At 67.1% G+C, this 20,104-nt stretch carries 16 protein-coding genes; 6 read left to right on the top strand and 10 right to left on the bottom strand.

The annotated features are described in order from the left end of the window. Positions 1-69: 69 nt before the first annotated feature. On the bottom strand, positions 70-1,803 hold the full coding sequence (locus KIP79_RS20460; RefSeq protein ID WP_214106473.1) for an HsdM family class I SAM-dependent methyltransferase: 1,734 nt from the start codon (positions 1,801-1,803) through the stop codon (positions 70-72). Between the two features lie 61 nt (positions 1,804-1,864). Here KIP79_RS20460 and KIP79_RS20455 point away from each other — a divergent pair, with 61 nt between their 5' ends. The 5 genes from KIP79_RS20455 (at position 1,865) to KIP79_RS20435 (ending at position 9,139) form a co-directional block, all read left to right on the top strand. Further along, positions 1,865-2,647: a PP2C family protein-serine/threonine phosphatase gene (locus KIP79_RS20455; RefSeq protein ID WP_214106472.1), complete on the top strand. Its 783-nt coding sequence runs from the start codon at positions 1,865-1,867 to the stop codon at positions 2,645-2,647. A gap of 2,411 nt (positions 2,648-5,058) precedes the next feature. After that, positions 5,059-5,835, top strand: a complete 777-nt coding sequence (locus tag KIP79_RS20450) for an SAM-dependent methyltransferase (RefSeq protein WP_214106471.1) — start codon at positions 5,059-5,061, stop codon at positions 5,833-5,835. Between the two features lie 48 nt (positions 5,836-5,883). Then, positions 5,884-6,423 (top strand): MOSC domain-containing protein, encoded by a 540-nt coding sequence (locus tag KIP79_RS20445; protein ID WP_214106470.1) that lies wholly within the window; start codon positions 5,884-5,886, stop codon positions 6,421-6,423. A gap of 666 nt (positions 6,424-7,089) precedes the next feature. Then, positions 7,090-8,433 (top strand): AAA family ATPase, encoded by a 1,344-nt coding sequence (locus KIP79_RS20440; protein WP_214106469.1) that lies wholly within the window; start codon positions 7,090-7,092, stop codon positions 8,431-8,433. Beyond that, positions 8,420-9,139 (top strand): HNH endonuclease family protein, encoded by a 720-nt coding sequence (locus KIP79_RS20435; protein WP_214106468.1) that lies wholly within the window; start codon positions 8,420-8,422, stop codon positions 9,137-9,139. The genes KIP79_RS20440 and KIP79_RS20435 overlap by 14 nt, the downstream gene beginning before the upstream one ends. A gap of 359 nt (positions 9,140-9,498) precedes the next feature. Here KIP79_RS20435 and KIP79_RS20430 read toward each other — a convergent pair whose 3' ends face one another. The 5 genes from KIP79_RS20430 to arfA form a co-directional block, all read right to left on the bottom strand. Next, complete coding sequence (locus tag KIP79_RS20430; RefSeq protein ID WP_214106467.1) at positions 9,499-10,722, bottom strand: family 1 glycosylhydrolase; 1,224 nt, start codon at positions 10,720-10,722, stop codon at positions 9,499-9,501. A gap of 2 nt (positions 10,723-10,724) precedes the next feature. Continuing rightward, entirely contained in the window at positions 10,725-11,561 is an 837-nt protein-coding gene (locus KIP79_RS20425) for a carbohydrate ABC transporter permease (RefSeq protein ID WP_214106466.1), read from the bottom strand. Between the two features lie 43 nt (positions 11,562-11,604). Next, entirely contained in the window at positions 11,605-12,531 is a 927-nt protein-coding gene (locus KIP79_RS47140; RefSeq protein ID WP_214106465.1) for a carbohydrate ABC transporter permease, read from the bottom strand. A 17-nt stretch (positions 12,532-12,548) separates the two neighbouring features. Then, positions 12,549-13,868, bottom strand: coding sequence for an ABC transporter substrate-binding protein (locus tag KIP79_RS20415; RefSeq protein ID WP_214106464.1), 1,320 nt, complete (start codon positions 13,866-13,868; stop codon positions 12,549-12,551). Between the two features lie 83 nt (positions 13,869-13,951). Then, the gene (gene arfA, locus KIP79_RS20410; protein WP_214106463.1) at positions 13,952-15,454 is read right to left on the bottom strand and encodes an arabinosylfuranosidase ArfA; all 1,503 of its coding nucleotides are present in this window, start codon (positions 15,452-15,454) and stop codon (positions 13,952-13,954) included. A 114-nt stretch (positions 15,455-15,568) separates the two neighbouring features. Between arfA and KIP79_RS20405 the strand changes: the two genes are divergently transcribed. Next, entirely contained in the window at positions 15,569-16,657 is a 1,089-nt protein-coding gene (locus tag KIP79_RS20405) for a LacI family DNA-binding transcriptional regulator (RefSeq protein WP_214106462.1), read from the top strand. Between the two features lie 148 nt (positions 16,658-16,805). Here KIP79_RS20405 and KIP79_RS20400 read toward each other — a convergent pair whose 3' ends face one another. The 4 genes from KIP79_RS20400 to KIP79_RS20385 all read right to left on the bottom strand — a co-directional run bounded on the left by KIP79_RS20400 (position 16,806) and on the right by KIP79_RS20385 (position 20,103). Further along, positions 16,806-17,063, bottom strand: coding sequence for a hypothetical protein (locus KIP79_RS20400; RefSeq protein WP_250213536.1), 258 nt, complete (start codon positions 17,061-17,063; stop codon positions 16,806-16,808). Positions 17,064-17,142: 79 nt separating this feature from the next. Continuing rightward, positions 17,143-17,820: a uracil-DNA glycosylase gene (locus tag KIP79_RS20395; protein WP_214106460.1), complete on the bottom strand. Its 678-nt coding sequence runs from the start codon at positions 17,818-17,820 to the stop codon at positions 17,143-17,145. 115 nt (positions 17,821-17,935) lie between these two features. Beyond that, positions 17,936-18,805 (bottom strand): carbohydrate ABC transporter permease, encoded by an 870-nt coding sequence (locus KIP79_RS20390; protein ID WP_214106459.1) that lies wholly within the window; start codon positions 18,803-18,805, stop codon positions 17,936-17,938. Beyond that, positions 18,802-20,103, bottom strand: coding sequence for an ABC transporter permease (locus tag KIP79_RS20385; protein WP_214106458.1), 1,302 nt, complete (start codon positions 20,101-20,103; stop codon positions 18,802-18,804). The genes KIP79_RS20390 and KIP79_RS20385 overlap by 4 nt, the downstream gene beginning before the upstream one ends. Between the last annotated feature and the right edge of the window lies 1 nt (position 20,104).

Genomic DNA, 20,104 nt, shown 5'->3' with positions numbered 1-20,104 from the left:
GGTCGAAACGGGCTGGGTGGGTGGGAGCCCCACGGTAACCAACCTTCTGTCCAGATCACGCCCTTCTCATCAATAGAGCAGATGTCCGCTGGCGAGCCCGTCCAAGCCCAGCCGGATCAGCCGCTCCCCCCGCAGCGCGGTCGCGCGCAGCGCGTCGTCCAGCTCGGCCAGCCGCCGGAAGGCCGCCCCGTACGGCCGCTGCTCGGGCAGCGAAAGCCGGGGCACCCGGGTCCTCCTGGCGTCCAGCCTGCTGCTCCCCCGGGACAGGCCGCTGCCGGCCCGCAGGAACCCGGCCAGGAAATGAGCGTCCAGCCGGGACGGGTCGAGCCGGTAGAGGGTCAGGTGCGGGCCGAGCACCGCGCCGCTCTCGGCCATCACCCGGACCGAGCCGGTGGGCGTGGCCACCACATCCCCGGCCGCCACGACGACCTGCCCCTCGGCCGAGCCCACCCGGCCGGAGGACGCTCTCCCGAGCAGCACGTCATCCCCGGACAGCACGGGCACCTCGCCCTCCTCGCTCACCTCGCCCGGGCGCATCGCCGAATGGTGGACGGCCAGCAGCCCCGCTTTGGCCAGTTCCCCCACGGTGGTCATGGTCAGGTCGCGGGGCCGGTCCAGCACGCTGATCGCGGGCACCGCCCCGGCCAGCGCGCTCGTCGCCTGGCGGAACTCCTCCCGCACGGCCACGAAGTCGGCGGGGGCGATCCCCCGGTCGAACCGCGGTGGGCTGAGATCCACCTCGTCGTCGAGCAGGTCCACGACCCGGACCCCGCGCGGGTCCTCCTGGAACTCCCGCCAGGCGGCCTCGACGCCGGACAGGTCCTCGCCGGCGTCGAGCATGAGCACCTGGGCGGGGACGCGCTCGGTGCGCACGGGACGGCGGAGCAGCCACAGGTCGGCCGCGCCGAGGGCGATCACCGCGCGCAGCGCCCCGGCGCGGAGCAGGTTGGCCCTGATCCGCCGCCCTGGACGCCGGGTGGCCGCCGTCGGAGGCATCAGGATCACCACCGTGCCGCCGGGCCGGACGCGGGCCAGGCAGTGCTGCACCCAGGCCAGCTCCGGTTCGCCGCGGGGCGGCAGGCCGTACTCCCAGCGGGTGTCGCCGGCGAGTTCCTCGTGGCCCCAGGCGCGCTCGTTGAACGGGGGGTCGCAGACCACCGCGTCGACGCGGGCCTCCGGGAAGGCGTCGTCCCTGAGGGAGTCGCCCGAGGCGATCCGGGCGTCGATGCCGCGCATGCGGAGCCGGATCTCGGCGATCCTGGCGGAGGAGCCGAGGAGTTCCTGGCCGCGGGCCTTCCTGGCCGACAGCAGCAGGGTGCCGATGCCGCAGGCCGGGTCGAACAGGGTGTCCGCGTCGGCCAGCCGCACCATCAGGTCGGCCAGGGCGGGCGGGGTGACCGAGAGCTGGCGGGAGTGCGCCTCCACGTAGCGCTCGCAGAGTAACTCGAAGGCGTCCCCGGGCCCGCGCTCCGCCGCCAGATCGGCGATCAGCTCGGTGACCTCGGCGTCCAGCCCGCTCGGGCGGCCCTCCAGGAAGTCGCCCGCCGCCGCGACCAGCTCGCCGAGTTTAAGATCGTCACCGGCGGCCCGCAGCCGCTGCCAGGCCAGATCGCCGAGGGAGAGTTCGTAGGACTTGCCGTTGCGCCGGAGCCAGGCTTCGACCTCGCTGAGCGAGAACAGCGGGCTCGCGGTGGTTCCGCCGACCGGCTGGGGGAAGTCGTCATGCCGGCGCCGCCAGTTGCTCACCGCGGCCCGGCCGACATCGGCCAGCCGGGCGATGTCGCCAGCGTTAACGTAAGTCACGTCATCACTCTACACGACAAGCCTACTTGTGAAGTCCTTCAACCAATGTTTTACTGTGCATATGAAACACAGCACCCTGGGGCTACGGTACGCGGCTCGATCCGATGTCGGGCAGCGCCGCCAGAAGAACGAGGACTCGGCCTACGCGAGCAGCCGCCTGCTCGCCATCGCCGACGGCATGGGCGGCCATTCGCACGGCGCGGTCGCCAGCGCCACCGCGATCAGAGTGCTGTCCAGCCAGCCCATGGACGGCGAACCGGTGGCCGCGCTGGAGGCCGCCGTCCGCACCGCGGCCCAGACCCTGAAGAACATGGCCGAGGCCGACCCGACCATGAACGGCATGGGCACCACGCTCACCGCAATGCTCTGGGACGGCAGCGGCTTCGCCCTCGCCCACGTCGGCGACTCGCGGGGATACATGCTCCGCGACGGGGTCCTCTACCAGATCACCCATGACCACACCCTGGTCCAGTCCCTGGTCGACGACGGCCGCATGACCCCCGAACAGGCCGCGGAACACCCCCGCCGTTCCATGCTCATGCGCGCCCTGGAGAGCACCGGCAACGTGAATCCCGACATGTCGGCCCGCGGCGCCTATCCCGGCGACCGCTACCTGCTCTGCTCCGACGGCCTGCCCGCCGTGGTGTCGGCCGACACCCTGCACGAGATCCTCACCTCCGTCGCCGACCTCGACACCGTCGCCCGGACGCTGGTCGACCTCGCCAACCGGGGCGGCGGGCCGGACAACATCACCTGTGTGGTGGCGGATGTGGTCCAAGGGGCCGAGGACGAGCACCCCATCATGGTCGGCGCAGCAGGTCTCCAACAAGATACGGTCGGGTGATTTTCTTCCCTTCCTTTACGGCTACCGCCACCCCCCACCGACCACCGTCCACTCCCCTCCCTCACCCCCGGCGCTCCTCCCCGAACTCCGCTTGACCACCGATACGGCAGCCCTACCTACCCGCCGGATCACTTTTCCCGTGGCACGCTCCGCAAGGGTGCCCTAGCCATCCTTCGGCACCATCACTTCGGCACCATCACTTCGGCGCCATCGCTTCGGCACCATCGCTTCGGTGTCATCGCTCCAGTGCCATCACTTCGGCACCATTGCTCAAACTGTCGTCACTCCGACACCATCGCTCGATGTCATTGCTCCGGCGCCATCGCTCCGGCACCATCGCTTCGGTGTCAAGGCTCCAGTGCCATCACTTCGGCACCATCGCTTGCCTATCGTCACTCCGACACCATCGCTCGATGTCATTGCTCCGGTGCCATCACTTCGGCACCATCGCTTGCCTATCGTCACTCGACACCATCGCTCGATGTCATTGCTCCGGTGCCATCACTTCGGCGCCATCACTTCGGTGCCATCGTTTCGGCGCCATCGTTTCGGTGTCATCACTCCGGCACCAACACTCCGGCACCAACACTTCGGTGTCATCGCTCCGGTGTCATCACTTCTAGGGACTATCCCTGAGCCGGACACTGGGGCCCCTCTGAGCTGGACACAACGCCCTATTTAAGCCTGTTAAGCGCACACGGCATCCGGTGACCCTGCTAACAAGCCCGCCTGGCTTACCGTCAGGCTCGCCCGCGTTCCCCCTCGCTCTCCCACCCGCAAGCAGACCCGCTTCGTCAGGGCGCCGTCGACGCGTGCTCGCAATAGTTCGCCGGAGCGCACCACTCCTGGATCCAGCAGCACCGCCCCAGTTCCGTCCAGCCGCAGGCGCTCCTCAAGGGGCCGGAACCGCACTCCGGGATTGGCTCCTACCCAGGCCAGATGTCCAATGAGCAGCCGATCGGCTATGGCCCTCAGCAGGCTCAGCGAACAAAGGCGATGACCGCACCCCGTTGCCACCAGCTCGATCTCAGGCATTCCCAACCGGGCCAGGCCCCGCGTCACGATCGACTCGCCGTGCGACGGCCCCGCTGATCCCCCCGATCCTTGTGATCCCTCCAGCCCTTTCAGTCCCTCCGGTCTCTCCGGTCCCTGGGCCGACACCGCTGCGTCCGCCGTGGCGTGTGATCCCTCCAGTCCCTCCGCTCCCCACGATCCCTGCGATCCCTGCGATCCCTCCGGTCTTTCTGATCTCTCTATGACGGTCCAGGCCAGCCAGTCATCCTCCAGCCGGAATTCGGGGCACTCGCCGGGACATCCCAGGCAGTGGCACAGAAGCTCGCCGGTGGCCGGGTCGAGCACCTGCCCGCGGCAGGCGTCGGCCACCGCCCGTGCGGCCGCCCGGGCCGTCTGGGCAGCGATCGGCTGGGCCGTCACGGGTGCCCTGCTGGTGACGACGACGTGATACGCGGCGCGCCGAACCACGCCGCCTGCATCTTCGGCGAACGAGGCACGTCGCCACGGTGACCGAGCCGTCCGGAACGTATCGATCGTCAGCCGGCCGTTCCCCACGGCCTCCGGCGCCACCCGCCGAAACGGCCGCTCCATGCGCCAAGGCACCACAGCCCCCACATCAGCGGGAAGCCGATCGGCTACCACCACAAAAACCGAGGTGCTCTCACCGGGCACCACGTAACGAACACCCACTGGCCCCTCCCTCGCCACGATCCCTCCGGGCACCCTCAGCATGCACGTGAAAGCGGCCCTCGTAGTTGGCCGAATCCCGCTCTGTGGATAACTCTCTGCAGCCAGCCCATAAGCGGTGCGAAACGAGCTTTCAGGGTGAGTGCGAGGGGCCGGGATGTGAGCGAAAGTTTCACGCAACCATCCTTGGCATGCCGGAACGGCAACCACCCCCTCCCGACGGAGCCGGGCCCGGACCCGAGGTCAGAAGGGCGAGTGGGCGGGAGTTTCCCGGCAACCACTCCTTGGCATGCCGGAACAGCAGCCACCCCCTCCCGACGGAACCAGGCCCGGACCCGAGGTCAGAAGGGCGAGTGGGCGGGAGTTTCCCGGCAACCACTCCCTCGTATGCCGGAACGGCAGCCAACCCTCCCGGCGGAGCCGGGCCCGGACCCGGACCCGGCGGAGCCGGGCCCGGACCCGGAGGGTTGGAAGGGTGGGTGGGCGGGAGTTCCCCTGCAATCCATTCCGGCGGAGCCGAGCCCGGACCCCGGGGATCGGAAGGGTGGGTGGGAGTCCCACGGCAACCATCCCCCCGCATGCCCAATGGGATGCGTGGTGTGTGGGGGGTTGGGGTGGAAAGTGCGCAATCTGGAGGTGCCAAGCAATCCGGACAGGATTGGGCCCACATTGCCGGTTAATCTGGCATACCAGGCGGTACCATGACGCGCATGGCCGACCGCGTACCCCCAGGAGGGGTGGATTCCAGCACGCCGAATTCCGCGCGGATCTATGACTTCATGCTGGGCGGCAAAGACAACTTCGCGGCGGACCGGGCAGCGGCGACGGAGATCCTGCGAGCGTTCCCCGAGTCGCGCGAGGGCTGCAGGGTCAACCGGAAGTTCCTCGGCGACGTGGTGCGGTACATGGCCAACGAGGCGGGCATCCGCCAGTTCGTGGACATCGGCGCAGGCCTGCCGACCCAGGACAACGTGCACCAGGTGGCGCAGTCGGTGGACCCCAAGGCCAAGGTGGTCTACGTCGACAACGACCCCGTGGTCTGCGTACACGGCCGGGCGATCCTGGCCGCCGCCCCGGGAGTCGCCATGATCGAGGCGGACATGGCGGACGCCGAGAAGATCCTCATCGGCGCCACCGAAACCGGCCTGATCGACTGGTCCCAGCCGGTCGGCGTCCTGATGGTGGCCATCCTGCACCACCTGCCCAACCCGTACGCGGAGGTGGCCCGCATCCGCGAGGCGATGGCCCCCGGCAGCTACCTGGCCATCAGCCACCTCTCTATGGCCGATTCCCGCCGCGACGACACCACCAAACTCCAGAGCACGTACGACTCTCCCCGCAGCGTCGGCCTGTTCCCCCGCACCGTCGAAGAGATCACCCGCTTCTTCGGCGACTTCGACCTCCTCGACGACACCGCCTTCATCGCCCCATCCGTCCTCCGCCGCTTCGCCGCCCTCGGCTGGGGCGCCCTGGCCCGCAAGCCATAACCGCCCTCACCCCAAGCCCAACCGCCCCGCCCGTTTTACCCTGATTCCATGGGTTTCGTGACGGCGGTCAACAGCAGCGGCGCCTATACCTTCAGCAAGCCATCCCGCGACTGCATCCAACTCCTGGCCGGCCTCGGCGTAGCAGGCGACATCCACAACGGCGTAACGGTAAAACACCGCGCCCGGGTAGCCCGCAACCCCACCGCCCCCAACCTCCGCCAGGTCCACCTCATCCACGCCGAACTCCACGACGAACTCACCGACCACGGCTTCACCGTCCACCCAGGCGACATGGGCGAAAACATCACCACAAGAGGCATCAACCTCCTCGCCCTCCCCACCGGCACCCACCTCCACCTCGGCCCCACAGCCGTCATAGAGGTAACCGGCCTACGCAACCCCTGCACCCAACTGGACACCTTCCAACCAGGCCTAATGAAAGCCGTCCTCGACCGAGCGGAGGACGGCACTCTCATCCGCAAAGCCGGAGTCATGGCCATCGTTCTCGAAGGCGGCAAAATCCACCCCGGCGACACCATCACCATCGAACTACCTCCAGAACCCCACCACGCCCTACAACCTGTCTAACCCACCACGCCCCAGAGCCCCTCACCAAGCCAAGTCAGTCATTGCTTCTGCGGTTCGGTCGGGCCGAACGAGAGGGTGCGCTTCGTAGCCGCTGATCCGGTGTGGGTGGAACATCAGCCCGGCCAAGGGCGCACTCGACCGTTCAACTGGCGGCGAGTGTCGGGCAGATGGCTGGGCAGGAGCAGCTTGGTCACAGTGCCGGACGACGTCCGGCCGCATCGACGCGTTGCTCAAGTGGCCCGCTGCCGAAGGGCTTGCACCTTACGGCACTGTGCGGGAAGCCGGTGCAAGAGCAGACCCTGCTCAGCCGCCAGGAACTGGCCAAACTCCTGCGCTGCCTCATCATCCCGGGCCATAATCTTGGCATTCCTGACGCTGGTCGCTGATGCGACCTCACCGCCAATATCTCGCAGTCCGATACCACCGGCGCTGGAAGGGCGTCACCGACGGATCACCGGCCAGTGCGGCCGTGACCTTCAACTGCCGTTATGAAGCCTTGGCATGGCATAGCCACGGCACCTCTTTGCAGCCCAACTGGCAGAGTACCCATGTGGGATGTCACGATGCTGTAGAGAAGTGCCGCCGCAGAGCTGCAACGATAAGGAGTGGATAGCCCTCCACACTGATCATGCGGCCCATAAAGTTATCTGAGAGTCAGGCAGCAAGATGCTGATCAGCGAGCTTGTACTTGAAAACATTAAAGGCTTCGGGGAGAAGGAGTCGGGGGTCTCTCTCAATTTTGTCCGAGAAGACGGAACCCTGCCACGCTGGATTGTGATTGCCGGCCGCAACGGAGCCGGAAAGTCTTCCTTTCTCCAGGCAATTGCCCTTGCGATTGCAGGTCCCTCAGTGGCTCGAACTCTGCGAGAGACCTACTCCGATTGGATTCGGAAAGGCGCAGCCGAAGGCCTGATAAAGGTTCTTCTGAAAGATTCAGATTTTGATTCGTTCGCACCTGAACGGCAGGCCGACTTCGATCCTTGGACAGGTCTGAAGTGGGTTCGTGAAGACGAGGGACCGGAGCCTTCGATCGAGATAGCGAAGGGTGGGGGTAAAGCATGGGATCCATTCCGCGGCCCCTGGTCCGCAAACCCTCAGGGCTGGTTTCTTGCCGGTTATGGACCATTTCGGCGCCTCTCACTTGCTCCCACGGAAGCTCAGCGGCTGATGATGACTCCCGGCAGGCCCGCAAGCCTCGCCAGTCTCTTCAGGGAAGAGGCGTCTCTTTCCGAGTCAGTTCTTTGGCTTCAGCAACTGTATCTGCGCAGACTTGAGGGCGCCGAGGACGCGGCAAAAGTCGAAAGAGCAGTTCTCAGACTACTGGCTGATGGACTTTTGCCGGAAGGCATGGCCGTCGAGCGGGTCACTTCGGATGGACTGTGGGTCAGGACTCCAGACGGCGTCAAACTTCCACTTCGATCGCTAAGTGATGGTTATCGTACGGTCGCAGCCTTGGTACTGGATCTAGTCAAGCAACTGTATTCGGTATATGGGGACCTGAAGGAGACGGGAGGGGACAAAGTAGCCTTCGGACACGAAGGGGTGGTCTTGATTGATGAGATCGACGTGCACCTCCATGTGTCGTGGCAGCAAAGAATAGGGTTCTGGCTCAAGGAGCACTTTCCGAACCTCCAATTCATTGTCAGTACTCACAGCCCTTTTATCTGCCAGGCTGCGGATGATCGAGGACTGGTTCGCCTGTCCGCTCCAGGTGAGGGCGAGGGAGCTCGCATCGTGGAGGGAGAGTTGTTCAATCGGGTGGTCAATGGAACTGCGGACGATGCCGTTCTCAGCGATCTTTTCGGGCTGGATACTCCTTACTCACAGCAGACTGTAGCCCTCCGGAACGAGGTGGCCACGCTGGAAAGGAAAGCGGCGGCTGAGCAGATTTCGCCATCCGAGCGTGACCGCCTGAAAGAGATCAGATCCAAACTGCCGAGAACTCTGTCGGCAGACGTTGCGGATGCCATTCACCAGCTTGCACTCAACATCGACGATGCAGAAGATTAACAGACTTCCGCTCAGCGCCAAGGCGGCGCGGCAACTTGCCGAGTTGACGCTGCGCGTGACGTCGGCCGATAACCCCAAGGCGGAAGCACAGAGGCTTTGGATAGGTCTGGCCAGAGGAATCAGGGGCGAGATCCAAAAGATCTTAGCCCAGATGAGCACCGGACTAGAACGGTGTATGTATTGCGAGGACAGCCAGGGAACAGATATCGAGCATTTTCGACCGAAATCAACCCACCCTGATCAAACCTTTATTTGGGCTAATTATTTGCTTGCCTGCGCTCGCTGCAACAGCAACTATAAACGCACTCGATTTCCCCTGGACATCGAAGGAAATCCATTGTTGATCGATCCGACGATTGACGATCCGGTCGATCATCTACTACTGACCCCCACGACGGGAATCTACATAGCTCTGGACGACAAGGGCACGACCACCATTGAAATATGCGGCCTCAATCGCGACGTATGCGCGCGGGGCAGGGTACATACGTGGACTACCATGGAGTGCCTTATCCCGCTATACTCTACGGCCCTTTCCAAAGGGCGTTTGAAGCAGGCCGAGAAAATCATGGACGTGTTGCGGGAGCATCCGTTCCAGTCGGTTCGCTCCAGGATGTCTCGGATCTTTCAAGAATCAGCTGATCCAGCGCTGTTGCTGTCTGAAGATGTCATCAACGCCTTCAAAGAGCATCCGGATCTCCTGTGAGATTGGCGTAATTCCGAGAACTCCACTGACGTCCTGGACGTCGAGAAAGCACCGCATCCATACACCGTTCTACCCAGCCCTGAGCACCCTCATGGGTTCCGAGAACAGTCAGCGGCAGCGTGACATGCGCGAATGCTCCGCCAACGGGAGGATTCGCCATTAGGAGATGTGCACCAGAGACACGTAATCGCTACATGGCCGGAGGAACTGCCCCGCCTCCCGCTTCCACGACTGCATGTACAAATTCCCACGGCAGCGAGCAACTGGGCTGCCACGTTGGGCAGTGTCGGACCAAACCGGGGGTTCGGCGAGAACCCGACCTATGGCCTCGGCACGTCGCAGCGAGGAGGGGCCGTTGATTAGGTCGAGGCATCACGCCGGGGATGAGCCAGGCGGCGGTACTCCTCGGCTGCTGGGGTGGGGACGCGTTGGAGGATTCCGGCGCCGTCGGGTTCCAGGTTGTAGAGGCCCATTTGGATGAGCCAGTGTTCTGCTGGCTCGGTGGACTGGCGGTAGAGCCAGTCGATCAGGGCGAACAGGGGCCACCAGGTGTAGCCGACGATGGGGAGGCCCTTCTCGCGGAGGCGGTGGATCAGGGCGACGCTGTCTCGGAGCCAGGTGATGCGCTCCTCTGGTGTGCCGGCTCTGCTGGTTTCGGTGAGGAAGAGGGGGCGGCCGTAGCGGGTGGCGAACTCGTGGAGTAGTTCTTCGAGGCCGGATGTGCCTGCTTCTACCGGGAGGGGGGTGGGTGAGCCGGGCTCGTAGCGGGTGGTGGTGAAGGCTGGGTAGTAGTTGACTCCGATTACGTCGGGGGTGACTGCGGAGTCGCGGAAGTGGGCGAGGTCGGTGTCGCTGACGCCGTGGGTGGACAGGTAGGCGCGGAGGGGGTGGGTGTCGTCGACCGCGCCGGTGACCAGGTCCATGATTAGGTAGCGGCGTTCGTTGATCAGGTTGAGGTCGAAGGGGAACCAGTCGCCCGCGTACCGGAAGCTTGCCTCGACGTGGACGAAGGTCGCCTCTGGCTGGATCTGGGCGATGCCGCGTTGGGTGGCCGTGATGCCGCGGGCGATGGTGGTGGCGAGTTTGACGAAGCCGTCGTGGCCGGTGAGGCGGGGTGGCCAGGTGCCCTGTTCGCCGCAGTAGATCGCGTTGATGGTGGGCTCGTTGAGGGGGGTCCAGATGTGCAGGCGGTCCCGGTAGCGGTCGGCGACGCGGGTGGCGTACTCGGCGACTCGGGCCGGATAGTCGGCGTTGAGGAACTGGTTGTCCAGCCAGGTCGGGGTGCCGTAGTGCATCAGGTCGACGACGCAGGTCAGGCCGAGTTCGGCGAGGCGGTCGACGACCTGGTCGAGCCAGTCCCAGCGGAAGGTGCCTGGCTCGGGTTCGACCCGGTACCAGGGGATGCCCCAGCGGATCAGCTCCGCGCCGGTGGCGGCGGCGAGGCCGAGGTCGGCGTGCCACTGGTGGTAGTGCTGGGTCAGCTCGTACTCGTCGAGCCGGCGGGCGCCGGGGTACTCCTGGGGGACGAAGGTGTCCTCGATCCCGACGGCGAACCGGAGCCGGCCGTCCTCGAACCACCGCATGTCTATTTGATTCCCGTCGTCGCGATGCCGGCCACGAACCGGCGCTGGATGATGATGAAGAAGACGACCACCGGCAGCAGGGTCAGCACGCTGGCGGCCATCAGCGGGCCGTACTCGACCACGTGCTGCCCCATGAAGAGGGCGAGCCCGGCGGGCAGCGTCTGCCGGGTGGAGTCCTGGCCGATGATCAGGGGCCAGAGCAGGTCGTTCCAGTTGTACATGAAGTGGAACAGGCCCAGGGTGAGCAGGGCGGGGACCGCGAGCGGCAGCACGATCCGCCAGTAGATCCGCAGCTCGGAGGCACCGTCGACGCGGGCGGCGTCCTCCAGGTCGCGCGGGATCGACAGCAGGAACTGGCGGAGGAAGAAGATGCCGAACGCGTTGGTGAGCCTCGGCACGATGAGCCCCTGGTAGGTGTTGATCCAGCCGAGGCCGGCCAGCAGGTCGTACAGCGGGATCAGGGTGACCTGGAAGGGCACCATGAGCAGGACCAGGATCAGGACGAAGACCACTCCCCTGCCGCGGAAGCGGAGCCGGGCCAGGGCGTAGGCGGTCATCGAGTCGAGCAGCAGCGAGCAGACGGTGACCGTGCCCGCGAAGATCACCGTGTTGACGAAGAGCCGGGTGAACGGCAGGCGCTCCCACACCGCGGCGTAGTTCTCCAGGGTGAAGGTGTCCGGCAGCAGCCGGGGCGGGAAGGAGACGATCTCCGCCTCGGGTTTGACCGAGGTGGCCACCATCCACACCAGCGGGAAGAGCATGGCCAGGCCGATCGCCAGCGCCGTCGCGGTGGACAGCACCCGCCAGGTCAGGCGGAGCCCACGGTTGTCACGGGGCATCAGCGGCTCGCCCCCCGCCACGTCAGGCGGCTGTCTTCCGGCATCAGTACGTCACCGCCCGCTTCCTGAAATATCCGAACTGCAGCATGCTGAGCACGAAGATCAGCGCCACCAGCGCCCAGGACACCGCGGCCGCGTAGCCGAACTGGAACTCCTTGAACCCGACCCGGTAGGTCATCATCACCAGGGTCTCGGTACGGAAGAACGGCCCGCCGCGGGTCATCACGAAGATCTGGTCGAACGCCTGGAGGGTGGCGATGGCCGCCATGATCACGATGAGCATGGTCTGGTTGGACAGCAGCGGCCAGGTGATGCGGCGGAACCGGGGCCAGGTGCCCGCCCCGTCGACCCGGGCCGCCTCGTAGAGCACAGCCGGGATCGACTGCAGTCCCGCCAGGTACATCACCATGTAGAAGCCGACGTTCTTCCAGACTCCCACGGCCATCACCGCGGGCATGGCCAGCGCCGGGTCGCGGAGCCAGCCTTGTTCGGAGACGATGCCGATCTCGGACAGCCAGTGGCTGAGCAGCCCGATGTTGGGGTCGAGCAGGAAGCTCCAGGCGATGGCCACGACGGCGAGCGAGATGACAACCGGGACGAAGACCGCGGTCCGCACGAACCCCCGCAGTGGCATCCGCCGGTTCAGCATGAGCGCGAGCCCGAGGGCCAGCCCCACCGAGACCGGCGTGGTCACCGCCGCGTAGTAGAGCGTGTTGACCAGGGCGTTGCCGAACGCCGGGTCGGACACCAGCCTGCCGTAGTTCTCCAGGCCGATCCAGCGGGCCGGTGAGAACACCTGGTAGTCGGTGAACGACAGGTACAGCGCCTGCAGCATCGGCCAGACCACGAACACCGCGAGCACGGCGAGGGTGGGCAGCATGAACAGCCATGCCGCCCTGGCCTGCCGTCGGCCGGCGAGTCCGGCGCGCCTGCCACGCGGTCGCCTCGCCGTGGGTACGGAGGTCGTCACGGTTGCCCTCTCCCGGTCTACTGGGCGCTGTCGAGTACGGCCTGGATCTCCTTGGCGGCCTGGCCGAAGACCTGTTCGAGGTCGCCCTGGCCGTTCAGCACCCGCTGGAGCGCGGGCTCGAAGATCGTCTCGTTGACCTTCTGGAACTCCTGCACGCCCGCCAGGTAGAACCGCGACTTGTCGGCGTCCTGCCCGAAGACGGCCGAGTAGGGGCTCTCCTTGAGGTCGTCGGCGGTCAGGTCGGTCCGGTTCGGCGGGAAGCCGGAGTTGACCGCCCAGTAGACCTGCGACTCCTTGTTGTTCCAGTAGGCGAAGAAGTCCTGCGCGGCCTGCTTCCTGGCGGCGTCGGCGCGGGCGCTGAGGGTAAAGGCCACGCTGGTGCCGAGGGTCACGTTGGCCTTCGGTCCGGCGGCCGGCATGGCGAGGCCGAAGTCGATGCCGGCCTCCTTGAAGCCGGTCGTCATCCACGGTCCGACGATCTCCATGGCCGCCTTCTTGCTCTGGAAGAGCTTGTCGGCGTCGGCGCCGCCCAGGCCGATCGGTGCGATCTTGTCCTTGGTGACCAGGTCCACCCAGTGCCGGGCGGCCTCGATGGTGGCCGGGTCGGCCAGGGTGGCGGTGCGCCCGTCCGCGGAGACGACGCCGCCGCCGTTCTGCCAGAACAGGATCGGCCACATCGGGACGGTGGCGTGGTCGGCGATGGCCAGGCCGTACTGTTCCGGCTTGCCGTCGCCGTCGGTGTCCTTGGTGAGCTTCTTGGCGTAGTCACCGAACTCCGCCCAGGTGGCCGGGGGCTTCTCCGGGTCGAGGCCGGCCTCGCGGAACATGTCCTTGTTCCAGTAGAGCTTCAGGGTGGTGAAGTTCATCGGGACGCCGTACTTCTTGCCCTTGAAGGAGGTGGCGTCCACGGCCGAGGCGACCAGCACGCCCGGGTCGATGGCCTGCGGGCCGTACATGTCGTCCAGCGGCTGGAAGACCGAGCGGGCCGCGTACTGCGGGATCTGCGCGGTGTCCATCGCGGTGATGTCGGGGCCGGTGCCGGAGCCCAGGCTGGGCAGCAGCTTGTCATAGAACACGTCCCAGGGCATGATCTCCATCTCGATCTTCACCTTGGTCTGCGACGCGTTGAACTTGGACACGATGGCCTCGACCGCGGGCCGGTCAGGACCGGTGAAGCCGTTCCAGAACTTGAGCGTGACCGGGGCGGCGGATCCGCCGGCACCGCCGGTCTCCGCTGGGGTGCCGCCACTGCCCTGTCCCTGGCCCGCGCAGGCCGTCGACATCAGGGCGATCGCGGCAGTCATCGTGACGAGCCGTACCCGGCTGCGCAATCTCATGAGAATCTCCTCTCCCCCCGATCTTCACTGGCCTTCTGGCCAGCCGTTCTTCCAGCCCCCGGTGGGTGCGGCGTCGCTTGAGGTTAGCCTCGGGTGAGCCGCACGACGTTGAACGAGACGGGCGGGAGCAGCGCGGACAGGCGGTCGCCGTGCAGCGCGGTCCCGGGCACCGGGTGCGGGGTGACCCGGTGCGGTGTCTCCTGGGTGTTGCGCGCGCCCGGGTCGGCGTCGGCGACCGCGACATGGCGGACGTCGGCGAACCCGGGCAGGCCGCGCAGGTCGGCATCGAGTGGAAGGGGGCGGTCGCCGCGGTTCACCGCGAAGACCGTCAGTTCGCCCTCGTCGTCGTCGTACGTGGCGGCCGCGGCCAGTACGGGGACCTCGCCGTACTGTTCGGTCGGGAAGCCGGGCGCGGTGACCTCGGTCCGCAGCACCCGGCCGCGCGCGTGGGCGGCGGTGAGCGCGAACGGGTGGAAGATCGTCTGCCGCCAGGCCGGGCCGCCCGGTTCGGTGCGGATGGGGGCGATGACGTTGGTCAGCTGGGCCTGGCAGGCGATGCCGACCCGGTCGGCGTGGTTGAGCAGGGTGATCAGCAGGCTGCCGACCACCGCCGCGGCGGCCACGTCGTACTCCTCCTCGATGAGCCGCGGCGCCTCGGCCCAGTCCAGGCTCGCCTCGCCGCCGAACAGGCTGTTCGACCAGACGTTCCACTCGTCGAAGGCCAGCCGCAGCCGCTTGCGGCTGCCCAGTTTGGCGGCGACGTGGTCGGCGGTGGCCAGCACCGCCGCGATGTGCGCGTCCATCTCGACGGCCGAGGCCAGGTAGCTGGCGCGGTCGCCGCCGGCTGGGTCGTAGTAGGCGTGTGCCGAGATGTAGTCCACGTGCTCCAGGCAGTGTTCCAGGACGGTCGCCTCCCAGGAGGCGAAGGTGGGCATCCGGCTGTTGGAGCTGCCGCAGGCGACCAGCTCCACCCGGGGGTCCACCCGCCGCATCGCCTTGGCCGTCTCGGCGGCCAGCCGGCCGTACTCCTCGGCGGTCTTGCCGCCGATCTGCCACGGTCCGTCCATCTCGTTGCCCAGGCACCACAGGCGGATGTCGTACGGCTCCCGCCTGCCGTGCTTGACGCGCAGGTCCGACCAGCGGCTGCCGACCGGGTGGTTGGCGTACTCCAGCAGGTCACAGGCCTCGCGCAGGCCCCGGGTGCCGAGATTCACGGCGAGCATCGGCTCGGCGGCGACCTCGGCGGACCAGGTCATGAACTCGTCCAGGCCGAACGCGTTGCTCTCGATCTGGCGCCAGGCCAGGTCGAGCCGGGCCGGGCGCTCGTCGGCGGGGCCGACGCCGTCCTCCCAGTGGTAGTTCGAGACGAAGTTGCCCCCCGGGTAGCGGACCACCGTCACGCCCATCTCGCGGACCAGGTCGACCACGTCGCGGCGCAGGCCGGTCTCGTCGGCGGCGGGGTGCCCCGGCTCGAACACGCCCGTGTAGACCGACCGGCCCATGTGCTCGACGAACGATCCGAACAGGCGCCGCTCGACCGGACCGATCGTGAAGGCCGGGTCGAGGGTGAGCTTGGCGGGCTCCACAGGCTGTCCTCCCTGCTGTGTTTCGTGCTGGTTACGAGATATACATCGTTGTATATAACGTTGTAAATGGGTCGTATGATTGATCTCGTGCCACAGTGGAGCGAAGGATCAGGCATGGGGGACCAGACGGGATCGACCTCGGCGACCGGCCCCGAGGAGCGGCACCGGGTCGGGCTGAAGGACGTGGCGCGCCTGGCCGGCGTCTCGGTGAAGACCGTCTCCAACGTGGTCAACGGCTACGTGCACGTCACCCCGCGCACCCGCGCCCGGGTCGAGCAGGCCATCAAGGAGCTCAACTACCGGCCCAACCTGTCCGCCCGCAACCTGCGCAGAGGCCGCTCCGGGATCATCGCCCTGGCCGTCCCCGAACTGGACATCCCCTACTTCGCCGAACTCGCCCGGCTGGTCGTGGACGCCGCGGAGAAACACGGCCTGACCGTGCTCATCGACCAGACCGGCGGCACCAGGGAACGCGAACAGCAGGTCGCCGAGGGCATCCGGGACCACATGATCGACGGCCTGATCTTCAGCCCGCTCGCGCTGACCGCCGACGATCTGAGCGCCCGTACCGACGACACCCCGATGGTCCTGCTCGGCGAGCGCATCCACCACGGCCCCGCCGACCACGTCGTGGTGCACAACGTGGCCGCGGCCAGGGAGGCCACCCTGCACCTGATCGGCCTCGGCCGCCGCAGGATCGCCGCGATCGGCGCCCAGGACTCCCCCGCCGCCGAAACCGCCCGGCTCCGCCTCACCGGCTACCACCAGGCCCTGGCCCAGGCCGGTCTGCCCGCCGACGAGCGTCTCATCGCCTCAGTCGAGGCCTACCACCGCGCCGACGGCGCCAGGGCGATGGCCCGCCTGCTGGACGCGAGTGACGCGGGCGACCCGCCCGACGCGGTCTTCTGCTTCAACGACCTACTCGCCCTCGGCGCCCTCCGCACCCTCCTGGAACGCGGCTACGCCGTGCCGGAGGAGGTCGCCCTGGCCGGCTTCGACGACATCGAGGACGGCCGCTACGGCACCCCCACCCTGACCACCATCTCCCCCGACAAGCAACAGCTCAGCATCCAGGCCGTCGACCTACTGGTGGAACGAATGTCAGGCGCGACCCTCGGCGCCACCCAGGAAATCTTCGTCGACCACCGCCTGGTAATCCGCGAAAGCACCGCCGGCCGAACAGTCCCCCTCCGCCACCGATAGAACCGGTAAAACCGGTTAATGACGCCCGTCGTTACGGCGGCCTCGCACGGCGGTGAGGAGCGCCGTGCGAGGCGCGGTGGAGTGGAGACGTCGGCGCCAGGGTAGGCGAAGCCGTAAAAAATAGAGCCGCTAAAAAATAGAAACGAACTCAGTCGTCGTGGTCGTCGTCTTCGTCTTCGAGCGTGCCGTCGGAGGGCTCGACGCCGAGCATGGCCTCCCGGGGTTCGACCTCTTCGATGTGGTCGACCAGGCTGAGGACATGATCGGGCTCGATGAGCCATTGAAGTGCGGCGGCGCCGGTTTCGTCGCCGTTGACGAGGTCGATTTGTTCCTGACGCTCGGCGGCGTCGAGATCGGCCTCGGGGTGGCTGATCTCCTTGAGCGCGGCCGCCTGGAGGGCGGCCACGTCCGTGACCTCAACTACAAGATCTACCGTCAACCGGAGATAGCGTCCGGTATCCGTTGCATCGCTCATGGTGGTGATCCTAGGGGAGCTTCCAGTCGACCGGAGATGCGCCCTGCTCGGCCAGCAGGGCGTTGGCGCGGCTGAACGGGCGGGAGCCGAAGAAGCCGCTCCGTGCCGACAGCGGGCTCGGGTGGGCGGACTCGATGCAGGGCACCTGGCCCAGCATCGGCCGCAGGTTGCGGGCGTCGCGGCCCCAGAGCACGGCGACCAGCGGGCCGCCGCGTTCGACGAGCGCGTGAATGGCCTGCTCGGTCACCTCCTCCCAGCCCTTGCCCCGGTGCGAGGCGGGCTTGCCGGGCATCACGGTGAGCACCCGGTTGAGCAGCAGCACCCCCTGCTGCGTCCACGGGGTGAGGTCGCCGTTGGACGGCATGGGCAGCCCCAGGTCCGTCGTCAGCTCCTGGTAGATGTTCCGCAGGCTGCCCGGCAGCGGGCGGACGTCGGGCGCCACCGAGAAGCTGAGGCCGACCGGATGCCCGGGTGTCGGATACGGGTCCTGACCCACGATGAGCACCCGTACGTCGGCCAGCGGCTGCTGGAACGCGCGGAGCACGTTCGCCCCGGCGGGCAGGTACTGCCGGCCGTCGGCGATCTCCTGCCGCAGGAAGTCCCCCATCGCGGCTATTCGCCCGGCTACGGGCTCCAGGGCTTTCGCCCAGTCTGCTTCCATGATCTCGTGTAACGGACGTGCGGTCATGGTCGCGGAGCTTATCCGCTTTCCCGCCCTGGTACGGCTCACGCGACCGAATTGACCCAGATGCCCCCGCTAATGAGCTGGGCCAGGGAAGGGCCGCGCGAGCCGTACCAGAGGGTTACTTGACCGAGCCCGCCAGCAGGCCTTGTACGAAGTACCGCTGGAAGGCGAAGAAGAGGATGAGCGGGATGATCAGCGACAGGAACGCCCCGGGGGCGAGGATGTCGACGTTCGTCCCAAACTGCCGCATCTGGGATTGCAGCGCCTTGGTCATCGGCTGGCTGCCCGTGTCAGCGAAGACCAGGGCCACCAGCAGGTCGTTCCAGACCCACAGGAACTGGAAGATGCCCAGCGACGCGATGGCCGGTTTGGCCAGCGGGAACACGATGGTGGCGAAGATCTTCCACTCCGGCGAGCCGTCCATCCTGGCCGCCTCCATCAGCTCCCTGGGGATGCCGGTGAAGAAGTTGCGGAGCAGGAAGATGGCGAACGGCAGGCCGAAGGCGACGTGGAAGAGCACGACGCCGGCGACCGAGCCGAAGATGCCCAGTGCGCCGTAGAGCTTGGCGATGGGGATGAGCGCGATCTGGACCGGCACCACCAGCAGCGCCACCACCACCAGGAACAGCGCGTCCCGACCGGGGAAGTCGATCCAGGCGAACGCGTACGCCGCCATGGCCCCGATCCCGATGACCAGCAGGGTGGCCGGGACCGTGATCAGGATCGTGTTCCAGAAGGAGGAGCTGAACCCGGAGGCCAGCAGGTTGCTGTAGTTGTCGAAGGTGATCTGAGCGGGTTTGCTGAAGAAGGTCCACCAGCCGGAGGAGTTGTTGTCCTGCTCGGCGCGGAGCGAGACCACCAGCAGCCCCAGCGTGGGGATCAGCCAGAACAGCGCCACCAGCACCAGCACCACCTGGAGCAGCCCGCTGCCCACCCGGTCCATCACCCGGACGCGAGGGCGGCCGAAAGAAGCGGCGGAGTGGCTCATCGTTCATCCCTCCGGAACCGGCGGATGTTGAAGGCCATGAACGGCAGCACCAGGACCAGCAGGAAGATGGACAGCGCGCTGCCCAGGCCCTGGTCGCCGCCGCCGCCGAAGGAGACCCGCCACATCTCCAGTGCCACCACGTTGGCGTCGGGCTGCACCGAGCCCGGCGCGATGATGAAGACCAGGTCGAACACCTTCAGCACGTTGATGATCATCGTCACGAAGACCACCAGCAGGACCGGCGCCAGCAGCGGCACCGTGATCTTGCGGAACACCTGCCACTCGGTGCAGCCGTCGATCCGGGCCGCCTCCAGCGCCTCCCTGGGGATGGCCGACAGACCGGCCGCGATGAGCACCATCGCGAACCCGGCCCAGACCCAGATGTAGGCGCCGATGATGGCCGGGGTGATCAGCGTCGGCCCCAGCCAGGTCAGGCCGTTGAAGGCGGCGGTGAAGTTGGACTGCGGGAGCCGTACCTGGTAGTCGCCGGGCGGCAGGCCGGTGAAGGCGAAGGTGCCGTCCGCGGCGGTCTCCGTGGTGGCCTTCACGGCGCCGCCCTGGAGGGCCTCGACGGTCATCCCGGCCAGGCCCTTCTCCTCCGGGTCGATCTGGTTGACGGTGCCGCCGCCCCCGCGCACGGTGTCGATCCAGACCGTGCCGGTCAGGCCGTCACCACTGGCGGGGCGGGCGGGAGCGAAGCCGGCGACCGCGTCCGGGCTGAGGCCGACCAGCGGGATCAGCGCGGGCTGCCCGGTCCGGACGACCTGCTTGGTCACCACCGCGCCGTTCTCGACGGAGGCGGGCGCGGCGTCGTTCTCCCGGGGGCGGGCCCCAGGGTAACCCTGGGAGCCCGCGAAAGCGTCGTGCACCGTGGTGATGATGGCGTTGGCCACGCCCCTGTCCGGCGCCTGCTCGTAGACCAGCCGGAAGATGACCCCGGCGGCCAGCAGCGAGACGGCCATCGGCATGAACAGCACCAGCTTGAACGCGGTCGCCCAGCGGATGCGCTCGGTCAGCACCGCGAAGATCAGCCCGAGTACGGTCACCAGCAGCGGTGCCACCACGACCCAGATGACGTTGTTGCGGATCGTGATGAGCGTGGCCGAGTCGCTGAAGATGGCGCCGTAGTTGGCCAGTCCGACGAAGGTGTTCCCGGTGGCGTCGTGCAGGCTGCGGAACAGCGAGTACACCACCGGATAGATCATCCAGGCGGCCAGCAGCACCAGCGCCGGGGCCAGGAAGAGCCAGGCCAGCGATGGGGACGGCCCCAGCCGCTGCCGTTTGGGTAACGCGGCCATG

This window comes from Acrocarpospora catenulata, from assembly GCF_018476525.1.
Taxonomy (GTDB): domain Bacteria; phylum Actinomycetota; class Actinomycetes; order Streptosporangiales; family Streptosporangiaceae; genus Acrocarpospora; species Acrocarpospora catenulata.
Note: the sequence above shows the minus strand (reverse complement) of the source record. Positions and strands in the feature narration are given on the sequence as shown.

What these genes read in the sequence shown, in the direction of transcription:
- KIP79_RS20435 (WP_214106468.1), top strand. Translation starts at nt 8,420, where the DNA reads ATGCAGAAGATTAACAGACTTCCGCTCAGCGCCAAGGCGGCGCGGCAA.
- KIP79_RS20415 (WP_214106464.1), bottom strand. Translation starts at nt 13,868, where the DNA reads ATGAGATTGCGCAGCCGGGTACGGCTCGTCACGATGACTGCCGCGATC.
- KIP79_RS20445 (WP_214106470.1), top strand. Translation starts at nt 5,884, where the DNA reads ATGGGTTTCGTGACGGCGGTCAACAGCAGCGGCGCCTATACCTTCAGC.
- KIP79_RS20450 (WP_214106471.1), top strand. Translation starts at nt 5,059, where the DNA reads ATGGCCGACCGCGTACCCCCAGGAGGGGTGGATTCCAGCACGCCGAAT.
- KIP79_RS20390 (WP_214106459.1), bottom strand. Translation starts at nt 18,805, where the DNA reads ATGAGCCACTCCGCCGCTTCTTTCGGCCGCCCTCGCGTCCGGGTGATG.
- KIP79_RS20440 (WP_214106469.1), top strand. Translation starts at nt 7,090, where the DNA reads ATGCTGATCAGCGAGCTTGTACTTGAAAACATTAAAGGCTTCGGGGAG.
- KIP79_RS20425 (WP_214106466.1), bottom strand. Translation starts at nt 11,561, where the DNA reads ATGCCCCGTGACAACCGTGGGCTCCGCCTGACCTGGCGGGTGCTGTCC.
- KIP79_RS20430 (WP_214106467.1), bottom strand. Translation starts at nt 10,722, where the DNA reads ATGCGGTGGTTCGAGGACGGCCGGCTCCGGTTCGCCGTCGGGATCGAG.
- KIP79_RS20395 (WP_214106460.1), bottom strand. Translation starts at nt 17,820, where the DNA reads ATGACCGCACGTCCGTTACACGAGATCATGGAAGCAGACTGGGCGAAA.
- KIP79_RS20405 (WP_214106462.1), top strand. Translation starts at nt 15,569, where the DNA reads ATGGGGGACCAGACGGGATCGACCTCGGCGACCGGCCCCGAGGAGCGG.
- KIP79_RS20455 (WP_214106472.1), top strand. Translation starts at nt 1,865, where the DNA reads ATGAAACACAGCACCCTGGGGCTACGGTACGCGGCTCGATCCGATGTC.
- KIP79_RS20385 (WP_214106458.1), bottom strand. Translation starts at nt 20,103, where the DNA reads ATGGCCGCGTTACCCAAACGGCAGCGGCTGGGGCCGTCCCCATCGCTG.